This window comes from Flavobacterium paronense, from assembly GCF_030409795.1.
In the GTDB taxonomy this organism is placed as follows: Bacteria; Bacteroidota; Bacteroidia; order Flavobacteriales; family Flavobacteriaceae; genus Flavobacterium; species Flavobacterium paronense.
Genome location: NZ_JAUFQN010000019.1, coordinates 1,738,881 through 1,759,377, shown reverse-complemented (window position 1 = coordinate 1,759,377; position 20,497 = coordinate 1,738,881). Strand labels below are relative to the sequence as shown.

The 20,497-nt window shown below is 33.3% G+C and carries 14 protein-coding genes; 5 read left to right on the top strand and 9 right to left on the bottom strand.

The annotated features are described in order from the left end of the window. Positions 1-35: 35 nt before the first annotated feature. On the bottom strand, positions 36-2,144 hold the full coding sequence (gene recG / locus QWY90_RS09120) for an ATP-dependent DNA helicase RecG (RefSeq protein ID WP_290285578.1): 2,109 nt from the start codon (positions 2,142-2,144) through the stop codon (positions 36-38). Positions 2,145-2,380: 236 nt separating this feature from the next. Here recG and QWY90_RS09115 point away from each other — a divergent pair, with 236 nt between their 5' ends. Both QWY90_RS09115 and QWY90_RS09110 read left to right on the top strand, forming a co-directional pair. Beyond that, entirely contained in the window at positions 2,381-4,393 is a 2,013-nt protein-coding gene (locus QWY90_RS09115) for a M1 family metallopeptidase (protein ID WP_336622157.1), read from the top strand. Positions 4,394-4,554: 161 nt separating this feature from the next. Further along, on the top strand, positions 4,555-6,090 hold the full coding sequence (locus tag QWY90_RS09110; RefSeq protein WP_290285576.1) for a YifB family Mg chelatase-like AAA ATPase: 1,536 nt from the start codon (positions 4,555-4,557) through the stop codon (positions 6,088-6,090). Here the strand turns inward: QWY90_RS09110 and QWY90_RS09105 are convergent. The 7 genes from QWY90_RS09105 to panB all read right to left on the bottom strand — a co-directional run bounded on the left by QWY90_RS09105 (position 6,087) and on the right by panB (position 16,905). Further along, positions 6,087-7,439, bottom strand: coding sequence for a hydroxymethylglutaryl-CoA synthase family protein (locus tag QWY90_RS09105; protein WP_290285575.1), 1,353 nt, complete (start codon positions 7,437-7,439; stop codon positions 6,087-6,089). The genes QWY90_RS09110 and QWY90_RS09105 overlap by 4 nt on opposite strands. Positions 7,440-7,596: 157 nt before the next feature. Then, positions 7,597-8,454: a KPN_02809 family neutral zinc metallopeptidase gene (gene ypfJ / locus QWY90_RS09100; protein ID WP_290285574.1), complete on the bottom strand. Its 858-nt coding sequence runs from the start codon at positions 8,452-8,454 to the stop codon at positions 7,597-7,599. 11 nt (positions 8,455-8,465) lie between these two features. Beyond that, complete coding sequence (locus tag QWY90_RS09095) at positions 8,466-12,422, bottom strand: PAS domain S-box protein (protein WP_290285573.1); 3,957 nt, start codon at positions 12,420-12,422, stop codon at positions 8,466-8,468. An 88-nt stretch (positions 12,423-12,510) separates the two neighbouring features. Then, positions 12,511-13,842 carry an aldehyde dehydrogenase gene (locus tag QWY90_RS09090; RefSeq protein ID WP_290285572.1) on the bottom strand — a complete coding sequence of 444 codons (1,332 nt, stop codon included), beginning with the start codon at positions 13,840-13,842 and terminating at the stop codon, positions 12,511-12,513. Positions 13,843-13,902: 60 nt separating this feature from the next. Continuing rightward, positions 13,903-15,252 carry a hypothetical protein gene (locus QWY90_RS09085; RefSeq protein ID WP_290285571.1) on the bottom strand — a complete coding sequence of 450 codons (1,350 nt, stop codon included), beginning with the start codon at positions 15,250-15,252 and terminating at the stop codon, positions 13,903-13,905. Between the two features lie 56 nt (positions 15,253-15,308). Then, complete coding sequence (locus QWY90_RS09080; protein WP_290285570.1) at positions 15,309-15,998, bottom strand: RluA family pseudouridine synthase; 690 nt, start codon at positions 15,996-15,998, stop codon at positions 15,309-15,311. An 88-nt stretch (positions 15,999-16,086) separates the two neighbouring features. After that, positions 16,087-16,905, bottom strand: a complete 819-nt coding sequence (gene panB, locus QWY90_RS09075; RefSeq protein WP_290285569.1) for a 3-methyl-2-oxobutanoate hydroxymethyltransferase — start codon at positions 16,903-16,905, stop codon at positions 16,087-16,089. 220 nt (positions 16,906-17,125) lie between these two features. Between panB and QWY90_RS09070 the strand changes: the two genes are divergently transcribed. The 3 genes from QWY90_RS09070 to QWY90_RS09060 all read left to right on the top strand — a co-directional run bounded on the left by QWY90_RS09070 (position 17,126) and on the right by QWY90_RS09060 (position 19,267). Further along, positions 17,126-18,289, top strand: a complete 1,164-nt coding sequence (locus tag QWY90_RS09070; protein WP_290285568.1) for a sigma-54-dependent transcriptional regulator — start codon at positions 17,126-17,128, stop codon at positions 18,287-18,289. A gap of 68 nt (positions 18,290-18,357) precedes the next feature. Next, positions 18,358-18,975: a DEAD/DEAH box helicase gene (locus QWY90_RS09065; protein ID WP_290285567.1), complete on the top strand. Its 618-nt coding sequence runs from the start codon at positions 18,358-18,360 to the stop codon at positions 18,973-18,975. Positions 18,976-19,051: 76 nt separating this feature from the next. Then, positions 19,052-19,267: a DUF2007 domain-containing protein gene (locus QWY90_RS09060; protein ID WP_290285566.1), complete on the top strand. Its 216-nt coding sequence runs from the start codon at positions 19,052-19,054 to the stop codon at positions 19,265-19,267. Position 19,268: 1 nt separating this feature from the next. Here QWY90_RS09060 and QWY90_RS09055 read toward each other — a convergent pair whose 3' ends face one another. Then, positions 19,269-20,492: an MFS transporter gene (locus QWY90_RS09055; RefSeq protein WP_290285565.1), complete on the bottom strand. Its 1,224-nt coding sequence runs from the start codon at positions 20,490-20,492 to the stop codon at positions 19,269-19,271. Positions 20,493-20,497 lie beyond the last annotated feature (5 nt).

Sequence of the window (20,497 nt, the reverse complement as noted above, 5' to 3'; positions counted from 1 at the left end):
AAGATAATTATCAATTGTCAATTATCAATTATTAATTAACTGATATAATTCCAGATATTTTTCTTTTTGGAAAGTTCTATAAAAACATTTCTCAACGTTTGATGTTCAGGCAAAGTCATTGATGGATCTTTTTTCAAAAGTCTTAGAGCCTCATTTCTGGCGACCATCAAAATATCTCGGTCTCTAACCAAATCTGCAATTTGAAGTTGTAGAATACCACTTTGTTGTTTTCCCATAATATCGCCTGGACCACGCAATTTTAAATCAACTTCTGCAATTTCGAACCCATCGTTGGTTTGACACATAGTATCCAATCGTACTTTACTATCACTAGATAATTTAAACGACGTCATTAATATACAATAACTTTGTTCTGCGCCACGACCCACACGTCCACGTAGTTGGTGCAATTGCGACAAGCCAAAACGTTCGGCACTTTCAATAATCATAACACTTGCATTCGGAATGTTTACACCAACTTCAATCACCGTTGTTGCCACCATAATATTGGTTTTTCCTTCAGCAAAGCGTTTCATTTCGGCATCTTTATCAGCGGGTTTCATTTTACCGTGAACGATTGAAATGCTGTATTGCGGCAAAGGGAAATCTCTCGAGATACTTTCGTAACCATCCATCAAATCCTTGTAGTCCATGGTTTCACTTTCTTGAATTAATGGATATACAATATAGATTTGTCTGCCTTTGGCAATTTCGTCTTTAATAAACTTCCAAACTTTTAATCGGTTGCTGTCATAGCGATGTACAGTTTGAATAGGTTTTCGTCCCGGCGGCAATTCATCAATCACCGAAATATCCAAATCGCCATACAAACTCATAGCTAAAGTTCGCGGAATAGGAGTAGCGGTCATTACTAAAATGTGTGGTGGAATATCATTTTTTTTCCAAAGTTTAGAACGTTGCTCCACACCAAAACGATGTTGCTCGTCAATGATAGCCAAACCCAAATTATGAAATTGCACTTTGTCTTCGAGCAAAGCATGTGTACCAATAAGAATGTGTAAACTTCCGTTTTCTAAAGCTTCGTGGATGATTTTTCTATCAGCAGTTTTGGTTGAGCCAGTTAGTATTTTTATATTGATGTTTAAGTGTTTAGCCAATTCAGTCAAACCGTTATAATGTTGGTTAGCCAAAATTTCTGTTGGCGCCATCAAACAACTTTGAAAGCCATTATCTAAAGCAATTAGCATTGCCATGAGTGCCACAATTGTTTTTCCTGAACCAACATCGCCTTGCAAAAGTCGGTTCATTTGAGCATTCGTACCCATATCATTTCTGATTTCCTTGAGTACTTTTTTTTGCGCATTCGTCAATTCAAATGGTAAATGATTTTGGAAGAAATTATTAAAATAGTCACCCACAACAGTAAACGGATGGCCTTTGATTTTATGCTTTCGAACCAGATTTTTGGTAATCAATTGCAATTGGATAAAGAATAATTCTTCAAACTTTAATCGGAATTGTGCTTTCGACAAAAGTTCCTGGCTTTTTGGAAAATGAATATTAAACAACGCGGCGTTCTTTGGAATCAGTTTTAACTCATCCAAAAGATAAGCTGGCAAGGTTTCGATGAACTTTGCTTGTGTTTCAACAAACAATTGCTGCATCATTTTATTGACAACTCGGTTAGAAATTCCGCGATTAGTCAAGGTTTCCGTTGATGGATAAACAGGTTGCATAGCCGAACGTAAGCTTTGCTCGTGTTCGGTAAACAATTCCATTTCAGGATGCGCCATATTGAAAGTGTTTCCAAAAGAGGCAACTTTCCCAAAAATCACATACGGAATGTTGAGTTTCAAACTGTCGCGAATCCATTTGTGCCCTTGAAACCAAGTAAGTTCAATTTGACCGGTTTCATCCACGAAAGTGGCTACTAATCGCTTTTTGGCTTTACCAAATTCAACTGTTTTGATATTAATTATTTTGCCAATGATTTGAACTTCGCTGTCATTCTTTTGCAACTCGTTGATTTTGTAATAATGAGTTCTGTCAATATATCGATTCGGAAAAAAATTGACTAAGTCTTCATAGCGATGAATGCCCAATTCTTTACGCAGTAACTCACCACGTTGAGGTCCAACGCCTTTAAGGTATTCTATGGGAGTTTGCAGAAGATTGTTAGACATCTTAGATTGTTAGACTACTTAGATTATGGATTTTCTTTAGTATAGCGAAGATAGTTTTTTTGCTGAAAATTAAAGTACATTTTTTATGTACAAATTCACTCAGCCACATAGCTACTCAGCCACTCAGTTACTCTAAAGAGAAAAATGATTATATTCGTATCAGATATTGTATTGCAATGCGACATTTATTTTTCTTTCTTTTTACCGTTTTCACTTTTGCACAACAAACCCAAAAAGTGGATTTTAAAACTGCTTATGGTAATATTTCGATTGACCCAATCGAGAAGAAAGTTTCGGGTTCCGTTCGGTATATTTTTGAACTTAAACAAGTTATCGATACTATTAAAATTGATGCGCAGAAGATGGTTGTAACTAATGTTAAAATCAATAATAAAACTGTAAAATTTACTAATAACGGAAAAACAATAAACCTTTTTGAAGGCTTTACAATAGGGAAAAATACGGTTGCTTTTAACTACGAAGCCACTCCAAAACAAACAATGTATTTTAATGGTGATTTCAGCAGCGAAAGCTTAAGTAATCAGCAAGTTTGGACGCAAGGTCAAGGGAAATATACCAGCCATTGGTTTCCGAGTTTTGACGATGTGAATGAAAAAGTGGTTTTTAATCTGAATATTAGTTTTGATAAAAAATATCAGGTTTTATCTAATGGCGTTTTACTTAACGAATATCCCAATAAAAATGAAATGATATGGGAATATCAAATGCAAAAACCAATGAGTTCCTATTTGTTGGCAATTGCTATTGGCGATTTCAGACATCAGGTTGTCGCTTCCAAAACAGGCATTCCGCTTCAATTGTTTATTCAAACCAAAGACACAGCTAAATTTGAAGCAACCTATCGCTATTCAAAACAAATATTTGATTATCTCGAAACGGAAATAGGAGTGAAGTATCCTTGGAAAATCTACAAGCAAATTCCAGTGGAAGATTTTCTCTATGCCGGAATGGAGAATACTTCGGCGACAATTTTTTCAGAAGATTTTGTTGTAGATGCTATAGGTTTTAATGATAGAAATTATGTCAATGTAAACGCACATGAGCTGGCTCATCAATGGTTTGGCGATTTGGTAACTGCAAAATCGGGAAAACATCATTGGTTACAGGAAGGTTTTGCAACCTATTACGCTTTGCTGGCAGAGCGACAGATTTTTGGTGACGATTATTTTTACCATCAATTATACCGAAGTTCTTTGCAACTAAGGAATGCTGCAAGAACGGATACGATTCCGGTGATGAATGAAAAAGCGAGTACCTTTTCCTTTTATCAAAAAGGCGCTTGGGCATTGCACTTAATTAGGGAAACTATTGGTCCAAAATTATTTCAGAAAGCAGTAATCAACTATTTGAAAAAATACCAATTTCAAAATGCTGAAACTGATGATTTCCTGACAGAAATTAGAAAAGTATCCGATTTTGATACCGAAACATTTAAAAAAGTCTGGTTAGAAGATTATCGTTTCAGAAGTGATGAAGCTAATGCATTGTTGAAGAAAAATGAATTCATTCGAACACTTTTTGAAACCCAAAAAATGCGTTTGAAACCATTTGTAGAGAATAAAGAAAGATTTAAGGAATTGCTACAATCGAATGTTTTTTATCCTGTAAAAACAGAGATTTTGTATCAGATGAAAGACGTTCCGTTTGAAGATAAAAAAGAATTATTGTTTTTGGCATTGCAAACAAATGATGTTAAAGTGCGCCAGTCTGTTGCAGAGTTTACGGATGAAATTCCGTTAGAATTTAAAGCTAATTATGAAACCTTGTTAGAAGATGCTTCCTATGATACTAAAGAAATTGCATTTATGAACTTGTGGAAAAACTTTCCTGAAAGCCGAACTATTTATTTGGACAAAGCCCAAAATTGGATTGGCGGAAACGATAAAAGTTTACGTTCTTTATTTTTAACTTTTTCCATCGAAAATCAAAGTCCAGAAAAAGAAAAATATTACAATGAGCTAGTTGATTATACTTCATCAAAGTATGAAAGTTCCGTTCGGCAGAATGCAATTATTAATGCGTTAGCAGTAAATGAAAACGATCTAACTGTATTAAAAAATTTGTTAAACGCAACCACACACTACAAATGGCAGTTTACAAAATTTGCCCGTGATAAAATAAGAGAGTTATTGGCTGGCGGCGCGAAGCCTCAATTTCAAATGATATATCAAACGCTTTCTGAAAAGGAAAAGGCACAATTAGATAAACTTTTAGAAGAAAAAAAATAAAACTCTCACTAACTAAGAGCATGTAAAGTAATCAATTTGTTATAAACTCAATTTTTAGCATCATCTTGATTCAATTTATTACCCTTTAAATAAAAATGTACACTTTTTGCCTACTTCCCATTTATTCCTTTAAGTTATTTTTACTCTGTAAAAAGTAAGAAATGTTAGTTAAAGTTTTTGGAAGTGCCGTTTTTGGGGTTGAAGCAACGACAATTACCGTAGAAGTAAACATCGATAAAGGTGTAGGTTACCATTTGGTTGGTTTACCTGATAATGCAATCAAAGAAAGTAGTTATCGTATTGCAGCAGCATTAAAAAATAATGGTTACAATTTACCAGTAAAAAAAATCACCATAAATATGGCTCCAGCTGATTTACGCAAAGAAGGTTCCGCTTATGACTTGACTTTAGCAATCGGTATTCTTGCTGCTTCAGGACAAATAAAAGCTGAGGAAGTAGAGAAGTATTTAATCATGGGCGAGTTATCTCTCGATGGTGGTTTGCAACCTATAAAAGGAGCGCTCTCTATTGCAATCAAAGCTAAAGAAGAAGGTTTTAAAGGTTTTTTTCTTCCAATTCAAAATGTAAAAGAAGCTGCTATAGTTGCAGGTTTAGATGTTTATGGTGTTGAAAATGTACTGCAGGTTATTGATTTTTTTGAAGGAAATGGCACTTTAGAACCTACAATTATTGACACAACAGAAGAGTTTAATAAAACATTAGATTTTCCTGAATTTGATTTTTCGGATGTAAAAGGCCAAGAAAGTATCAAACGGTGCATGGAAATTGCCGCTGCCGGTGGACATAATATTATTTTGATTGGTCCGCCAGGTTCCGGAAAAACAATGCTTGCCAAACGATTACCAAGTATTTTGCCACCAATGACAATGAGCGAAGCATTAGAAACTACAAAAATTCATAGCGTTGCCGGAAAAGTAAAAGACACCGGATTAATGAACCAACGACCTTTTAGAAGTCCGCATCACACAGCTTCATCTGTTTCCTTAGTTGGCGGCGGTAGTTACCCGCAACCTGGAGAAATTTCATTAGCACACAATGGCGTTTTGTTTTTAGATGAATTGCCTGAATTTAAAAGGGAAGTTTTAGAAGTAATGCGTCAACCGTTGGAAGACAGAGAAGTTACAATATCGAGAGCAAAATTCACGATTACATATCCATCATCGTTTATGTTGGTAGCGAGTATGAATCCAAGTCCAAGTGGTTATTTTAATGATAGTGATTCGCCTGTCAGTTCATCGTCAGCGGAAATGCAACGTTATCTAAGTAAAATTTCCGGACCATTATTAGACCGTATTGACATTCATATCGAAGTTACTCCAGTTCCTTTTGACAAACTTACGGAAACTCGAAAAGGCGAAAGCAGCATAAAAATTAGAAAACGAGTAACATCCGCCAGAGAAATTCAGTCAAAGCGTTTTGCGGAGTTAAATACGATTCATTATAATGCGCAAATGAGTACGAAGCAAATTCGGGAATTTTGTGCTTTGGATGAAATATCCTTGCAGCTTTTAAAAACGGCTATGGAGCGTTTAAACCTTTCGGCTAGAGCTTTTGACAGAATTTTGAAAGTATCGAGAACAATTGCTGATTTAGAAAATGCAGAAATTGTGAATTCCAATCATATTGCAGAAGCTATACAGTATCGAAGTTTGGATAGAGATGGATGGTTGGGCTAAGCAAATTTATAATACCGCGCGCCAATTAATACTGGATTTTCCTTCTCAATGCTGTCTAAATAAAATTCCTTTTTAGGAGCAATGACCGATTGTTTTAATTCTTTTTTATGCAATTTTTCATAAGTGGTAAAATCAATAGCAGTGCAGTTTTCTAGCATTTCGAATAGTTTTACTTTTTCAATTTGGTTTTGCCAATTTTCAGAAACTTCAGCTTCAAACACTTTCGATTTGGAACCACTGCCATAAGCAACGAAACCAAATTTTGCATTTGTTAAATCAGATTTTTGTTGGAAATGATAGCATAAAGTAGAAAGTAATCCTAAGAAAATAGAGCCTGTATAAATGTTGCCAACTTGTCCTGAAGCGATTTCTGAAGGAAATATTTTTTCATTTATAAGCGCAACATATTCTGGACTTTTTGCTAAAGCTTTGATTTTATCTTTGGTAGTTTCTCCTAATTGCGATTCTAAAAGTACCGGATTTTCTTTGGCAAAAATTTCTATAAAAGTACGTCTTCCCTGAAAGCAATAAGGAAGGTGCATCAGAATATTTGTCCAGTTTTCATAGAGTTTTCCGGTTTGATTGCATTCTGATTTAAAATGTTCGTATGCTTCACAAATTCTGTTAATATAACATTGATTAGAATATTGCCCGTCAAAAATGGGTTGCTCTTTATAAATGGCGATTTCGTTTTCTAAAATCCCATTCCATTCCGGATTATTTTCGAGTTGTAATGCTTCTTCTTTGGTGAAATATCTTCTTGGTTTAAAGAAATCGAAAACACCTTGAGTAGAAACCCCAACTTCATTCGAAAAGCTCAATATTCTTGGATTGGCAGTTATCAGTATGGCAATTGAACCTGCACCTTGTGTGTATTCTCCTGTAGAATTTAAATCATATTTGGCGTTGTCAGCAGCAATTACAATCGCTTTTTTTGTTGGATTCAACCGAATATAATCCAAGCAGTTTTGCAAAGCATCAATCGCACCAATACAGGCAAAAGTTAAATCGACTACATCGCAATTTCTGAAACTTGCTTCTCCAAAAATCATTTCTAAATTAGACAATACATAAGAAGCAACTGGTTTCGAACTGTCGACTCCACTTTCAGTTCCCACATAAATTCTGTTGATTTCATTCAGATTTAAATTTTCTTGTTGTATCAGTTTCAAAACTGCATTCGAAGCCATTGTCACCACATCTTGATACACATCTGGAAAACTCATTTTATGCAAGCCTAAACCTTTGATAAGTTTGTCAGGTTCGATGTTGCGGTTTTGGGCTAAAGTGGTTATGGGTAAATAGAGTTGTGGAATATCGAATGCGATGCTATCAATGCCTACTTTCATTTTTTTAATTTTTTGCTTTGCAAAATTAAAAAAGGCAACTTCAATTTGTATTGAAATTACCTCTAAAATAAGTGTGTTAAACACGATTTATGATTAATTCAACAAAATCATTATAAAATTTTAGAATTATGATTTTTAATATAAATTACTACGATTTTTAATCTAAAAGAGCTGAAAAAGTATCCCCTTGTTTAATGTCTCCCGAATTATATCCTTTTTTGAACCAATACATACGTTGTTCAGATGTTCCGTGAGTGAATGTGTCAGGTTGTACTTGGCCACTCATTTTGCTTTGAATTGCATCATCGCCAACAGCATTGGCAGCACTTAATGCTTCCTCGATGTCACCAGCTTCTAGATATTTTTGGTTGTAATGTGCCCAAACTCCGGCATAAAAATCAGCTTGAAGTTCTAAACATACTGATAGTTTATTAGCTTCAACTTCACTTTTCCCCGATTGCAACTGACGCACTTTATCTGAAGTTCCAAGCAGTTTTTGAATATGATGTCCTACTTCATGAGCAATTACATAAGCCGTAGCAAAATCTCCACCTTCGGCTCCGAAACGAGATTTTAATTCTTTCATAAATTCTAAATCCACATATACTTTTTGATCTCCTGGGCAATAAAACGGTCCTGAAGCAGAAGTTGCACCACCACAAGCTGTTTCTACAGCTTCAGAAAACAAGACCATTTTTGGCTCTTCATATTGCATTCCGTTTTCTTGGAATATTTGTCCCCAAGTATCTTCGGTATAGGCTAATACCGTTTTGGCAAAATCTCCAATTTCTTTTTGTTCAGCAGTTAATGTTACAGGTTCACCCGATTGTTCGGTTTGTTGTCCTTGCTGACTTTGTTGTATTGTATCTACAAATGGTGCGGCTTCGGGAAAAAATGCCTTTATTAAAAAGAATACAATTGCAATGACACCACCGCCAGCTGCTAATTTTCCACCACCAGACATTCCTCTTCTGTCTTCTACGTTATCACTTTGACGATTGCCAATCCATTTCATAATTGTAAATTTTAGTTATTAGTTATCCATTGACTTATGATTTTAATCAAAAAATCTTTATCAATTGGTTTTGGAATATAGTCGTTCATTCCAAATTGTATACATTTTTCTTTTTCACCAACAATGGTTCCGGCTGTTAGAGCGATAATTGGAATCTTTTCAGCTTTTGGATTTTTTCTAATTTCCACTGTTGCGTCATAGCCGTTCATTACGGGCATTTGAATGTCCATTAAAATCAAATCTGGGATTATCGTTTGTATTTTTTCTAATGCTAATTCTCCGTTTTCTAATTCAAATATTTGCGCATTCGGTAAGATTTGTTTCATCAAAGTTTTTGCCAAAAGCATATTAATCTTATTGTCTTCAACGATAAAAATTATTTTTTCTTCGTTGGTAACTATAGAATCTAACGGATGTTTTTTCGTGTCAAGTATGATATTTTTATCTGCTTTTTCTTGGTTTGAATAATCAACTTCAAGCACAAAACTAAATTCACTTCCTTCTCCGAATTCGCTTCCAAGTTCTAATTGGCTGTCCATCAGACTTAGGAGTTGGTTTGAAATTGAAAGCCCTAAGCCAGTTCCGCCAAATCGTTTTGTAGTTGAATTATCTTCTTGCGAAAACGCTTCAAAAATTCGCAATTGGTTTTTTTCTTTTATACCAATTCCGGTATCTTTTACTGAGAATTTTAATTTTATCTTATTATTATCGAGATACTCAATAACAGAAACTGATAAATCAATGGTTCCTTTTTCAGTAAATTTAACAGCATTACTTAACAGATTGATTAAAATTTGTTTCAACCGAATATAATCAACGGATATATATTTTGGCACTTTTTGGTCGATGTCTAAATTAATTTTGAGCTTTTTTAAATTAGCTTCATATTTTATTAAATCGACAACTTGATTCATAATTTCAGTTAGACTTATGTTTTCAATATTAAGTTCCAACTTACCCGATTCTATTTTTGAAAAATCGAGAATATTATTGATAACTTCCATCAGTGAATTTGCTGATTGATTGATGGTGTCCATATATTTTTTTTGAATGCTTTCAAGATTGGTGTGCATCAAAAGTTCAGTAAATCCAATAATACCATTTAAAGGCGTTCTGATTTCGTGGCTCATATTGGCTAAAAATTCTGATTTTGCTTTGTTGGCAGCTTGAGCATAATTTTTTTCTTTGATAGCATCTTCGGCTTCCATTCTTTGGGTGATATCAATAAAAATTCCAACTATGAATTCAATTTTTCCATCTTTAAGAATTGGTTCTCCAAATTCTTCTACCCAGATAAAATGGCCATCTTTATGAATTATTCTGTAGATTAAATGAATCTTTTGATTTTCTTTAAATAATTCATCTGCTTTGTTTTTGACTAATTTTAAATCATCTGGATGTACCAAATCGATATAATAAATTTTATTTTGGAGAAAATCATCTTTATGATAGCCTGTTAATTTTTCGATTTCATCATTCAAATATATTTTGGACCATTTATCATCATAACGCGATAGATGAACCGTTTCAGGAATATTATTGGCTAGAAGTTGGAATTTTTCCTCACTTTCTTTAATAATCGCTTCGTTAAGATTTCGTTCAATAGCATAGGAAATATTGTTTGCCAGAGTTTGTAATGTTGTTATTTCATCATTTGTCCATTCTCTTTCTTTTTGATTTACTATAAATACGATGATACCATACAAGTTCTCTTTAACGAAAATGGGCAGTATTAATATTGATTTTGTATCTAACGATGTAAAAAAATCTTTAGTAACTTGATTTTTTATTTTTTTAACTACTGAAAAATAGGGTTTGTTTTGCAACATATTTTCCATTACATCAGAAATATTGTCGTAAGGGACATTTAAAATCAAAGGGTTTAGCTCGGTTAAAGATTTTGTTTCTCCCGACCATCTGTATTTTTGAATTAAAGATTGATTTTTTGAATCATTTTCAAAAAAGGATAATTTGTCAACTTGAGTAACATTCCCTACATTTTCTATAATACCGTGAAAAATTTCATCTGTATTTTTAGACATTAAAAATTTTTGCGTGTTCTTGCTAATTACGGTTAGAATTTCACTTTTATAGGATAATTTTTTATCTGATTCTAATAGCAACTGAGATTCAATTGCGATAGCTATCAAATCGGCAATAGATCTCGAAAAGTTTATGTCTTCATTATCCCATTCAGTTGTAGTTTCAATTTTCTCGAAACACAGAATCCCGATAATTTCACCGTTAATAAATATTGGAGTGTCTAACAAAGACTTAATATCATTTTTAGGAAAATAGTCAAAACAAAGTTCTTGAGTAATAGGATTGTCATAGACATTAGAAGCTACAATTTGTGACCCAGTTTCTATGTTTCTAAAATAAATAGGATGTTTTTTCTTTTCTATAAAAAAGTTTTTTTCAAAACGGTCACTTTGCAAATAATAAATGTTTTCACAGCGTATCTCTTCTTTAAGAAATTTCCAATAACTAACTCTGTCTATCGAACAATTTGTGCTAGCTACTTTTAATATGTTTTTGAGTATTACGTTGAAAGTTTCTTTGTTTGAATAACTTTGAGAGGTTAATTTTTTTAATGTTTCATTATGTATTCTAACTTTTTTACTTCTGTTATAATGCTCTATTTCAAGATTTTTTACAAGTGTAATATCTCTTGCAATAGCTGAAAAACCAACGATTTCATTGTTTTGATTTTTCTTCATGGTTACTTTTTGAGAAACCCAAATGGTCTCTCCATCTTTCTTAAGTAACGGAAAAACAAGATCATTGTATTGATTACTTTCCTTTGGAATATCTTTATAGAAATCGACTACAAAGTCTAGGTAATCTTTTCTAATAAATTTATAAAAGTGCTTTTCTAAAATTTCACTTCTCGTGTACCCTAATGTTTCTTTAGTGAATTGATTTACATAAGTAATATTGGCTTTTAAATCGATTTCATATATTAAATCAGCAGCTGATTCAATTAAACTTCTGTATTGGTTTTCTATATTAACTTGTTCGGTTACATCTTGGCCTATACCAATAACTATATCATCTGAATATTTTTTGTCTTTCCATTGAATAAATTTGAAATCACCATTTTTACATTTCAATTTTCTGACGTAACTTCTATTGTCAATGTAAGTTTCATGATAAACTTCACCTATAAACTCTGGATCCTCTGTTAATTTCCAATAGCCCATTCCCATAACATCTTCTGGTTTATAGCCAAGTATTGGCTCAATCGATTGGCTACAAAATGAGATTTCCCCTTTTTTATTTGAGGTTAAAATAAGGGAGTTTCCATTATTTACAATTATATCAGAAAAAATAAATTTATTTCTGGTTTCTATAAAAATTAGATGCCTTGATATATGAATGGCAATAATTGAAATAAATGCACAAATTAATAATATGATATATTTATTCTCAATTAATTCAAGTTGATAGCTAACGATTAAAAGAAGTAATATTGAAATAATAAATGCCCAATAATGAATGATATTTTTTATAACAAAATAAGAAAGGAAAAAGGCAACGACTAAACTTATATAAGCAATTAATTCAAAAGGTGTAAAAAATACATTGTAAAATATAAATGAAAAATAGACAAAATAAAAGAAGGTAAAAATTGCATTAGTGTTTTTGGAGAGGAATTTGAATTTACCACTTAAAAAATAAAACAAAATTAAAATACCTCCCATGAAATAATTTATAATCAAATGACTTGTAGCCCTTAGTTGAAAAGTATCGACAATGGTCTCAATCAAAGGAATGGTGATGCCAAAAAATAAAAAATATATTTTGAATTGCTCTTCTTTTGGATCAAAGTAAGAATTTTTAGTATTTAAATTTAACTTTTTTTGTAGTGTTTTGCTAATGGCAAAATAAAGTAGTGTTAATACAAATAATAATAAAAAAATTATCAAGTAATTATCGAAGTATGCTAGTGATAAATAATTATTCAAATGAATCTGGATTTAACGGATTTAACAATGCAAAAATTAGGATTTTATATTATTTGATAAATGTACATAAAAATAAAAAAGTATTTTTTTAAGAAAACCATTTTATTACTCTTTTGATTGTATTTAATTTGCCTTTGTATGGAGCATACCTAATCGGTATATCGAGCCAGTTTGCTTTTTTTACAATGGCTTTTCGGTGTGTAAAAGTGTCAAAACTTAATTTGCCATGATAAGCACCAATACCGCTGTTTCCAATGCCACCAAAAGGTAATCTTTTGTTAGAAAAATAGACAATAGTATCATTAATACAGCCGCCTCCAAAGGAATAATTTTGAATAATATTTTTAGCAAAAACTGTATCATCACTAAATACATAAAGTGACAATGGTTTCTCGTATCTGGAAATTATAGAAGCCAAATTAGCTTCGTCTTCGTACGATAGAATGGGAAGAATTGGTCCAAAAATTTCGTCTTTCATCACCAAACTATCCAAGCTTGGTTCATCAACTAAAGTAGGAGCAATATAATAATCCTGACTGTTCATTTTTCCACCAGCAAGTATACTTTCATTTGTTAACATTGCGGTTAATCTGTCCCAGTTTCTTTGATTAATAATTCTTGTAAAATCAGGAGAAGACTCAGGATTTTCACCATAAGCATTGGTAATTTCTTCTTTTAATAATTCGACAAATGCTACTTTAATTTTCTTCGAAACCAACAAATAATCTGGCGCAATACAGGTTTGACCAGCATTCAAGAACTTCCCCCAAACGATTCTTTTGGCAGCTAGTTTTAAATTGGCAGTTTCATCAATAATACATGGATTTTTTCCGCCAAGTTCAAGTGTAACTGGGGTTAGATTTTCTGCTGCCGCTTTAGCTACTATTTTACCAACAGTAACGCTTCCGGTGAAGAAAATATAATCCCAACGTTTTGCTAATAATTCTTGAGCAATATCGGCACTTCCTTCAATACATTCAACATGATTTTTATCAAAAGTTTCTCTTATTATTTTGGAAACAATTTTGGATGTGTTTGGCGTCAGCTCTGAAGGTTTTACTACTACTTGATTTCCAGCAGCAACTGCAGCAATCAACGGACACAAGACTAATTGATATGGATAATTCCAAGGAGAAATAATTAATACTTTTCCGTAAGGTTCTTTATAGATATAATCTGTAGAAGGAAAATTTAAAATAGAAGGCAAAACCATTGTTGGTCTTGCCCATTTATTAATATTTTTTATAGTATGATTAAGTTCAGCAAGTATGTAGCCAGTTTCACTTAAAACTGCTTCAAAAGTTGGTTTTTTGAAATCATCATATAATGCCTGTACAATTTCTTTTTCATGTAACTGAACACAATTCAGCAATTTTGTTAATGATTGTTTTCTGTAATTTATATCGGTTTTAAAAATCATAACATGACTAAATTAGTTAGCAAGTTACGTTTTTACCAATTAAAATTCAATTTTATTTTTTTATAAAAAAGCCAACCTATAACCAGTATAAATGTTAGCTTGTTTTCCGTCTGCTAATGAAGTGATAATTGAATTGGAACCAAGATAAAATCCAGCTAATCTGAAACCGAAACCAACATTAGTTCCTGAAATTTCATCCTGAGAAACCGGAAGATAAGCTTCAAAAAATCCTAAGTTAATTCTAGGTGTTACTGAAAAAATATTTCTGGCTGTAATCTGGGCATTACTTTCATCTTTTTTCATTTTTTGCTGTAAATAACCAGTAACATACACTTTTGGAACAATTTTAAAATCAGCATATAATGTTAACAATGTCGGTAAACTAACTTTAAAATCGGTTTTATTTTGGTCTGAGATATTAAGATAACCTTTGTCAAATAAAACCTGTTCAACTTCACTAAGATTGTTTACGTTATTAAACAGACTTAAATCTAGGCCTTGAAGATTTTGAGGAGTTGAATGTATATCTAAAGTGTAATTAGTATTGTGATTATTATTGTCTTTAAAAGTCATACTTCCCATGTTTTTGATGGCAAGTCCACCTTTTATTTTATAATTACTTTTACCATCTTTCCATTCATAGTTTACACCGATATCAGTTGAAAGACCATTTAGTTTTCCAAAAATAGATTGGCTGTAATCATTAAAATTAGTAAAACTATCGGCAAGACTTCCTGAATAGGCAATGTTTAAAGTAGCAGGCTGATTGGTAGTCAAGTAAGCTCCAGAAGCATTTTCTGTAATTGTCCCGTTAAGGTTGCTCAAACCAAAATTTGAATAGGAACCAGGAAATAACATATTTAAAGTAATTCCGGCACTAAAACTGTATTTGTCATTATCAATGATGGTTCTGGCCGCTGAAAACCCTACAGTTCCATACGAAGTTCCATCTAATCTCTGATTATTTGGATTGTTTAAAAGTGTAGTGTTTAAGACTAAGTTAGTATTAGAAATTGCGTTTCCAATAGTTGGATCAACATCAACCATATCAAATTTTACATTGGCTTTAGTAGTCAAGCCAAATCCCCATTTCATCCATCTCATGGCAAAACTAGGACCAATGATTGTTGCATCAACACGCATGTTTACAGGCGCTGTTCCTGTGAAAAGCAAATCTTCTAAGTTCGTATTTGAGGTAAGATCTTTAAACCCAATTTTATTATTGGAGACATCAAAACTGAGACCGTAGAAGTTGATTTCAAATTTCTTAGAAAGACTGGAAAACTCTGCTGGATTGAGCACACCATTTAAAATTCCAACACGATTGGAAGTACTAATTCCGGAAAAATGTTCTTGGGCAAAAGTGATAAAACCAAATAGCAAAAACGAGGTTACAATTATTTTTTTCATAGTAGGTGTATTTAGGGTTATACATTTTATATAACGTAAAAGTACACTTTTTAGTATTAAATAGAACTCCAAATAGCATCTTTCGGAGTGGGCGCAAAGATTTCTAAAGATTCTTTTGAAACCGGATGAATAAAAATAAGCTTGCGCGCATGAAGATGAATTCCACCATCAGGATTACTACGGTCAAAACCATATTTTAAATCTCCTTTTATTGGGCAATCAATTGCCGCTAATTGTGCTCTAATTTGATGATGTCTTCCTGTGTAAAGATTTATTTCTAAAGCAAAATAATTGTCAAGCGTTTTGATGATCTTATAATCTAAAATGGCTTTTTTACTTTCGGGAACTTCTTTTATGTGGGCTTTGGAAGTATTGTTTTTTTCGTTGCGTTTCAGATAATGAACTAATGTATCTTGCTCTTTTTCCGGTTTGTTTTTGACAATGGCCCAATAGGTTTTTTGCGTTTCCCGATTAGCAAATAGTTCATTAAGTCGAGTCAAAGCTTTTGATGTTCGGGCAAATACTACAATTCCGGTTGTTGGTCGGTCTAATCTGTGAACGACACCAAGAAAGACTTTTCCGGGTTTTTGGTATTTTTCTTTGATGTATTCTTTAACAACTTCAGATAACGGTTTGTCACCCGTTTTATCGCCTTGTACAATATCGCCAACGCGTTTGTTTACCACAATTATGTGATTGTCTTCGTGAAGAATCTGGAGGTTGTCTTTTGTGGAAATTATTTTCATTTTAATTTGAACCATTAAGAAATTAAGTTAATTAAGGCTTAATGAATCTTAATTTCTTAATGGTTTGAATTTTATCCTTTTAACTATGCTAGTATTGTTCGTTCACATTCGGAAAATCTTCCGATTTTACATCAGCAACATAATTCCCAATGGCTTTGGTCATTTGTTCGTATAAATCTAGATAGCGTCTTAAAAATCTTGGGCTAAATTCATTGTTCATTCCCAACATATCATGAATTACTAAAACTTGACCGTCAACGCCACCGCCAGCACCAATTCCGATTACTGGAATAGAAATTGTCTTAGCTACTTTTTCTGCCAAAGAAGCTGGAATTTTTTCTAATACTAAAGCAAAGCATCCCAATTTTTCTAACAATTTAGCATCTTCAATTAGTTGTTCTGCTTCGGCTTCCTCTTTGGCACGAACCGTATACGTTCCAAATTTGTATATTGATTGTGGTGTTAAACCCAAATGTCCCATTACCGGAATTCCAGCATTTAAAATACGTTTAATACTTTCTTTTATTTCACTTCCACCTTCTAGTTTTACAGAATGCGCGCCACTTTCCTTCATTATTCTAATGGCAGAACGAAGTGCTTCTTTTGGATCAGATTGATAACTTCCAAAAGGCAAATCAACAACGACCAAAGCACGTTCAATAGCACGAACAACGCTTGAGGCATGGTATATCATTTGGTCAAGCGTAATGGGTAACGTTGTTTCATGGCCCGCCATAACATTACTAGCAGAATCGCCTACTAAAATCACATCAACACCGGCAGAATCAACAATTTTTGCCATCGAAAAATCGTAAGCGGTAAGCATAGCTATTTTTTCGCCATTGGCTTTCATATCAAATAATGACTTTGTGGTAATTCTTTTGTAATCTTTTTTTGCAGTTGACATATTCGTTGGTTTTGAACCGCAAAAGTATTAAATCTATTTTTGATGCAACAAAAGTAAAGCGCTTAATGTGAAATTATACTACTTTTGTCAAAACTGATTAGGAGCGAAAGGTTCGGGCAAAGAGTAAACCATTTTCCTGCTTTCCGCACTACAAGGTAGTTGCTACAATCAGGGCTAGTTAGCCAACCATATACAATAAACGACAAACTATAAATACACAATGCCCAAAATATTAATCATCGAAGACGAAGTATCTATCCGCAGAGTATTGACCAAAATACTTCTTGAGGAAAGCGATACTTATATCGTAGAAGAAGCCGAAGACGGAAAAATTGGTCTTGAAAAAATAAAAAACGAAGATTACGATTTGGTACTTTGCGATATTAAAATGCCAAAAATGAACGGCGAAGAATTGCTCGAAGCCGTAAAAAAAATCAAGCCCGAAATTCCAATGGTGATGATTTCTGGTCATGGTGATTTAGAAACTGCTGTGAACACTATGCGTCTTGGCGCGTTTGATTATATTTCAAAACCACCCGATTTGAATAGGTTATTAAACACCGTTCGAAATGCTTTAGACAAAAAGCAATTGGTGGTTGAAAATAAAATACTCAAGAAAAAAGTTTCCAAAAACTACGAAATTATTGGAGAAAGCGAACCAATCAATCAAATTAAATTGATGATTGAGAAAGTAGCGTTGACCGATGCCAGAGTTTTAATTACGGGACCAAACGGAACCGGAAAAGAATTAGTCGCTCACCAATTACACGAAAAAAGTGAAAGAGTAAATGCTCCAATGATTGAAGTGAATTGTGCCGCGATTCCATCGGAACTCATAGAAAGCGAATTATTCGGACACGTGAAAGGCGCATTTACATCTGCCGTAAAAGACAGAGCCGGAAAATTTGAAGCGGCTGATGGCGGAACCATTTTTCTGGACGAAATTGGCGATATGAGTTTATCGGCGCAAGCCAAAGTTTTACGTGCTTTACAGGAAAGTTTGATACAAAGAGTTGGTGCAGACAAAGACATCAAAATCAACGTGAGAGTAGTGGCAGCAACCAATAAAGATTTGAAAAAGGAAATCGCAGAAGGACGATTTAGAGAAGATTTGTACCATCGATTGGCAGTGATTTTAATCAAAGTTCCCTCATTGAATGACCGACGTGATGATATTCCGTTATTGGTTGAACATTTTGCTTCCAAGATTGCAGAAGAACAAGGAAATATTTCGAAATCTTTTTCTAAACAAGCGGTCAAATTATTACAAGAGTACGATTGGACAGGTAATATTCGTGAACTACGCAATGTTGTTGAACGGTTGATAATCCTAGGCGGAAATGAAATTTCGGAAACTGATGTAAAACTATTTGCTTCTAAATAAAAGTAATCAGTTGTCTGTTCTCGGCATTTAACCGACAACTAATAACTGATAACCGACAACTAAAAAATATGAACTTAAAAAAAATAAACCCCAACCTCCAAAAAGCACTCATTGAAAACGGTTTAACCGAAGCAAATGAAATGCAACAGGAAACCTTTTCTACTATTAAAAGCGGAGCCGATGCTGTAATTCAATCTGCCGAAGGAACAGGAAAGACAACGACAATTGTTTTAAACGTTATACAAAAATTAGAAAAAACCTTAGACGAAAGTACCAGAGCTTTAATCCTAGTTGAAAACAAAGAAAAAGTGTTGGAAATGGAAGAACTATTTTTAAAATATGGAACTTACACCGATTTGAGTATATTAGGAGTTCATGACAAAGGCGACATCGATTATGATAAAAATGTTGTTTCTATGGGATTGGATATTTTAATTGGAACCCCAAATAAAATCAACGCTATGTTTTCATCGGCAGGATTTAACAGCAATACAATTAAGTTGCTGGTTGTTGATGATGCTGATGTATTATTCAGAAGCAGAATGGATGCTGTTGTGCTTCGTTTGTCTAACAGTATTGAAAAAACCCAACGCCTATTCTTTTGTTCTCAAATCACAGAAAGAGTAGAGTCGTTAGCAGATAAAATAATGATTGAACCGCTTTTCTTCGAAATGGATGAGGAATAAGTGTTAAGTGATTAGTGATCAGATAGATTTTAACCAAAACTCATAACTCATAATTTATAATTCATAACTCAAAAAAATGGGCTTAATAAAAATATTTTCAGGAGAAGAAATCTTAGCAATTACCTTAAAGGAAAAACTAGAAGAAGCAAATCTCAATGTTGTCATTAGAAATAACAATCAAGCCAATGTTTTGCCAAGTATTCAAACGGCAAAAGCAGTAGAATTATTTATTCAGGAAATTGATTTTGGCAAAGCAAGTCCCGTGATAGAAGAGTTTAGGTTGAGTATTTAATTTATTTAAATATTTTCAATCGGCTAACTAATACTGTAATAAATATTCCGAAAACGCCTATAATCGCAAACGAATATTTTAAACTTGTCATCTCTGCAATAAAGCCAATTAACGGTGGCCCAATCAAAAAACCCAGAAAACTTATACTGGAAACTATTGTCAGTGCAATGCCAGTTGGAACTTTTTCATTGTTTCCGGCGATATTAAATATGATTGGAACCACATTAGAAACTCCGAGACCAACGACCATAAAAGCAATAGTGCATGGAATTAAATATGGAAAAAGAACTGCCGAATACAATCCTGCAGAAATTACGATTCCGCTGATGAGAAGTACCTTTTTATTGCCGTATTTGTGTACTAATACATCACTCAAAAACCGACCGGAAGCCATGCTAATCATGAAAGTAGTATAACCCAAAGCAACTAAAGCACCTGGCGCTTTTACTATTTCTTTGAAATAAACTCCGCTCCAATCAAACATAATTCCCTCGCTAGCCATACAGCAAAAACAAATTATTCCTAACCAAATTAATGTAGTATCGGGATTCTTAAAAAACGAATAACTCGATTGTTCTTCTTGTTTTTTTACTTCAGTTTTTACTATAAATTTATAGTTGAATACTATAATTAACAGTATCAAAACAAAAGCAATAATGAAATGCTTAAACGGACTAAGTTTCAAGGCCAACATTAATAAACTCAACAGCGCACCACAGAAGCCCGCTAAACTCCACGAACCATGGAATGAACCTGTAATAGGTTTCTCAAAGAGTTGCTGTGTATAAACGCCTTGTGTATTAATCGCAATACCGCATAAATTGGCAAAGAACCCAAATAGAAATAAACCAATTGCTAATTCTAATTTTATTGTTGCCAATCCTAATAGTACAAGGGAAAAGGCATAAAGCAAAAGCCCAATAATTGAAATTGTACGACTACCGTATTTGGTTACAATTTTACCCGAAATTGGCATTCCCAATAGTTGTCCAATTGGCAAAGCAAAAAGTAATGTTCCCAATCCGGCTTCGCTCAAATGTAACATCGATTTGATATCCGGAATTCGGCTTGCCCATGTCGAAAAACAAAATCCCATCCCAAAAAAGAACAATGAAGTTGCTATTCGAACTCTTTTTAAATAAGATAGTTTTGCATTCCTAAAACCCTTTTTAATCTTGGCTTTAGGCAAAATTTTGGATAGAAAACTGTAGTCGAGTAGTGGCATCGAGT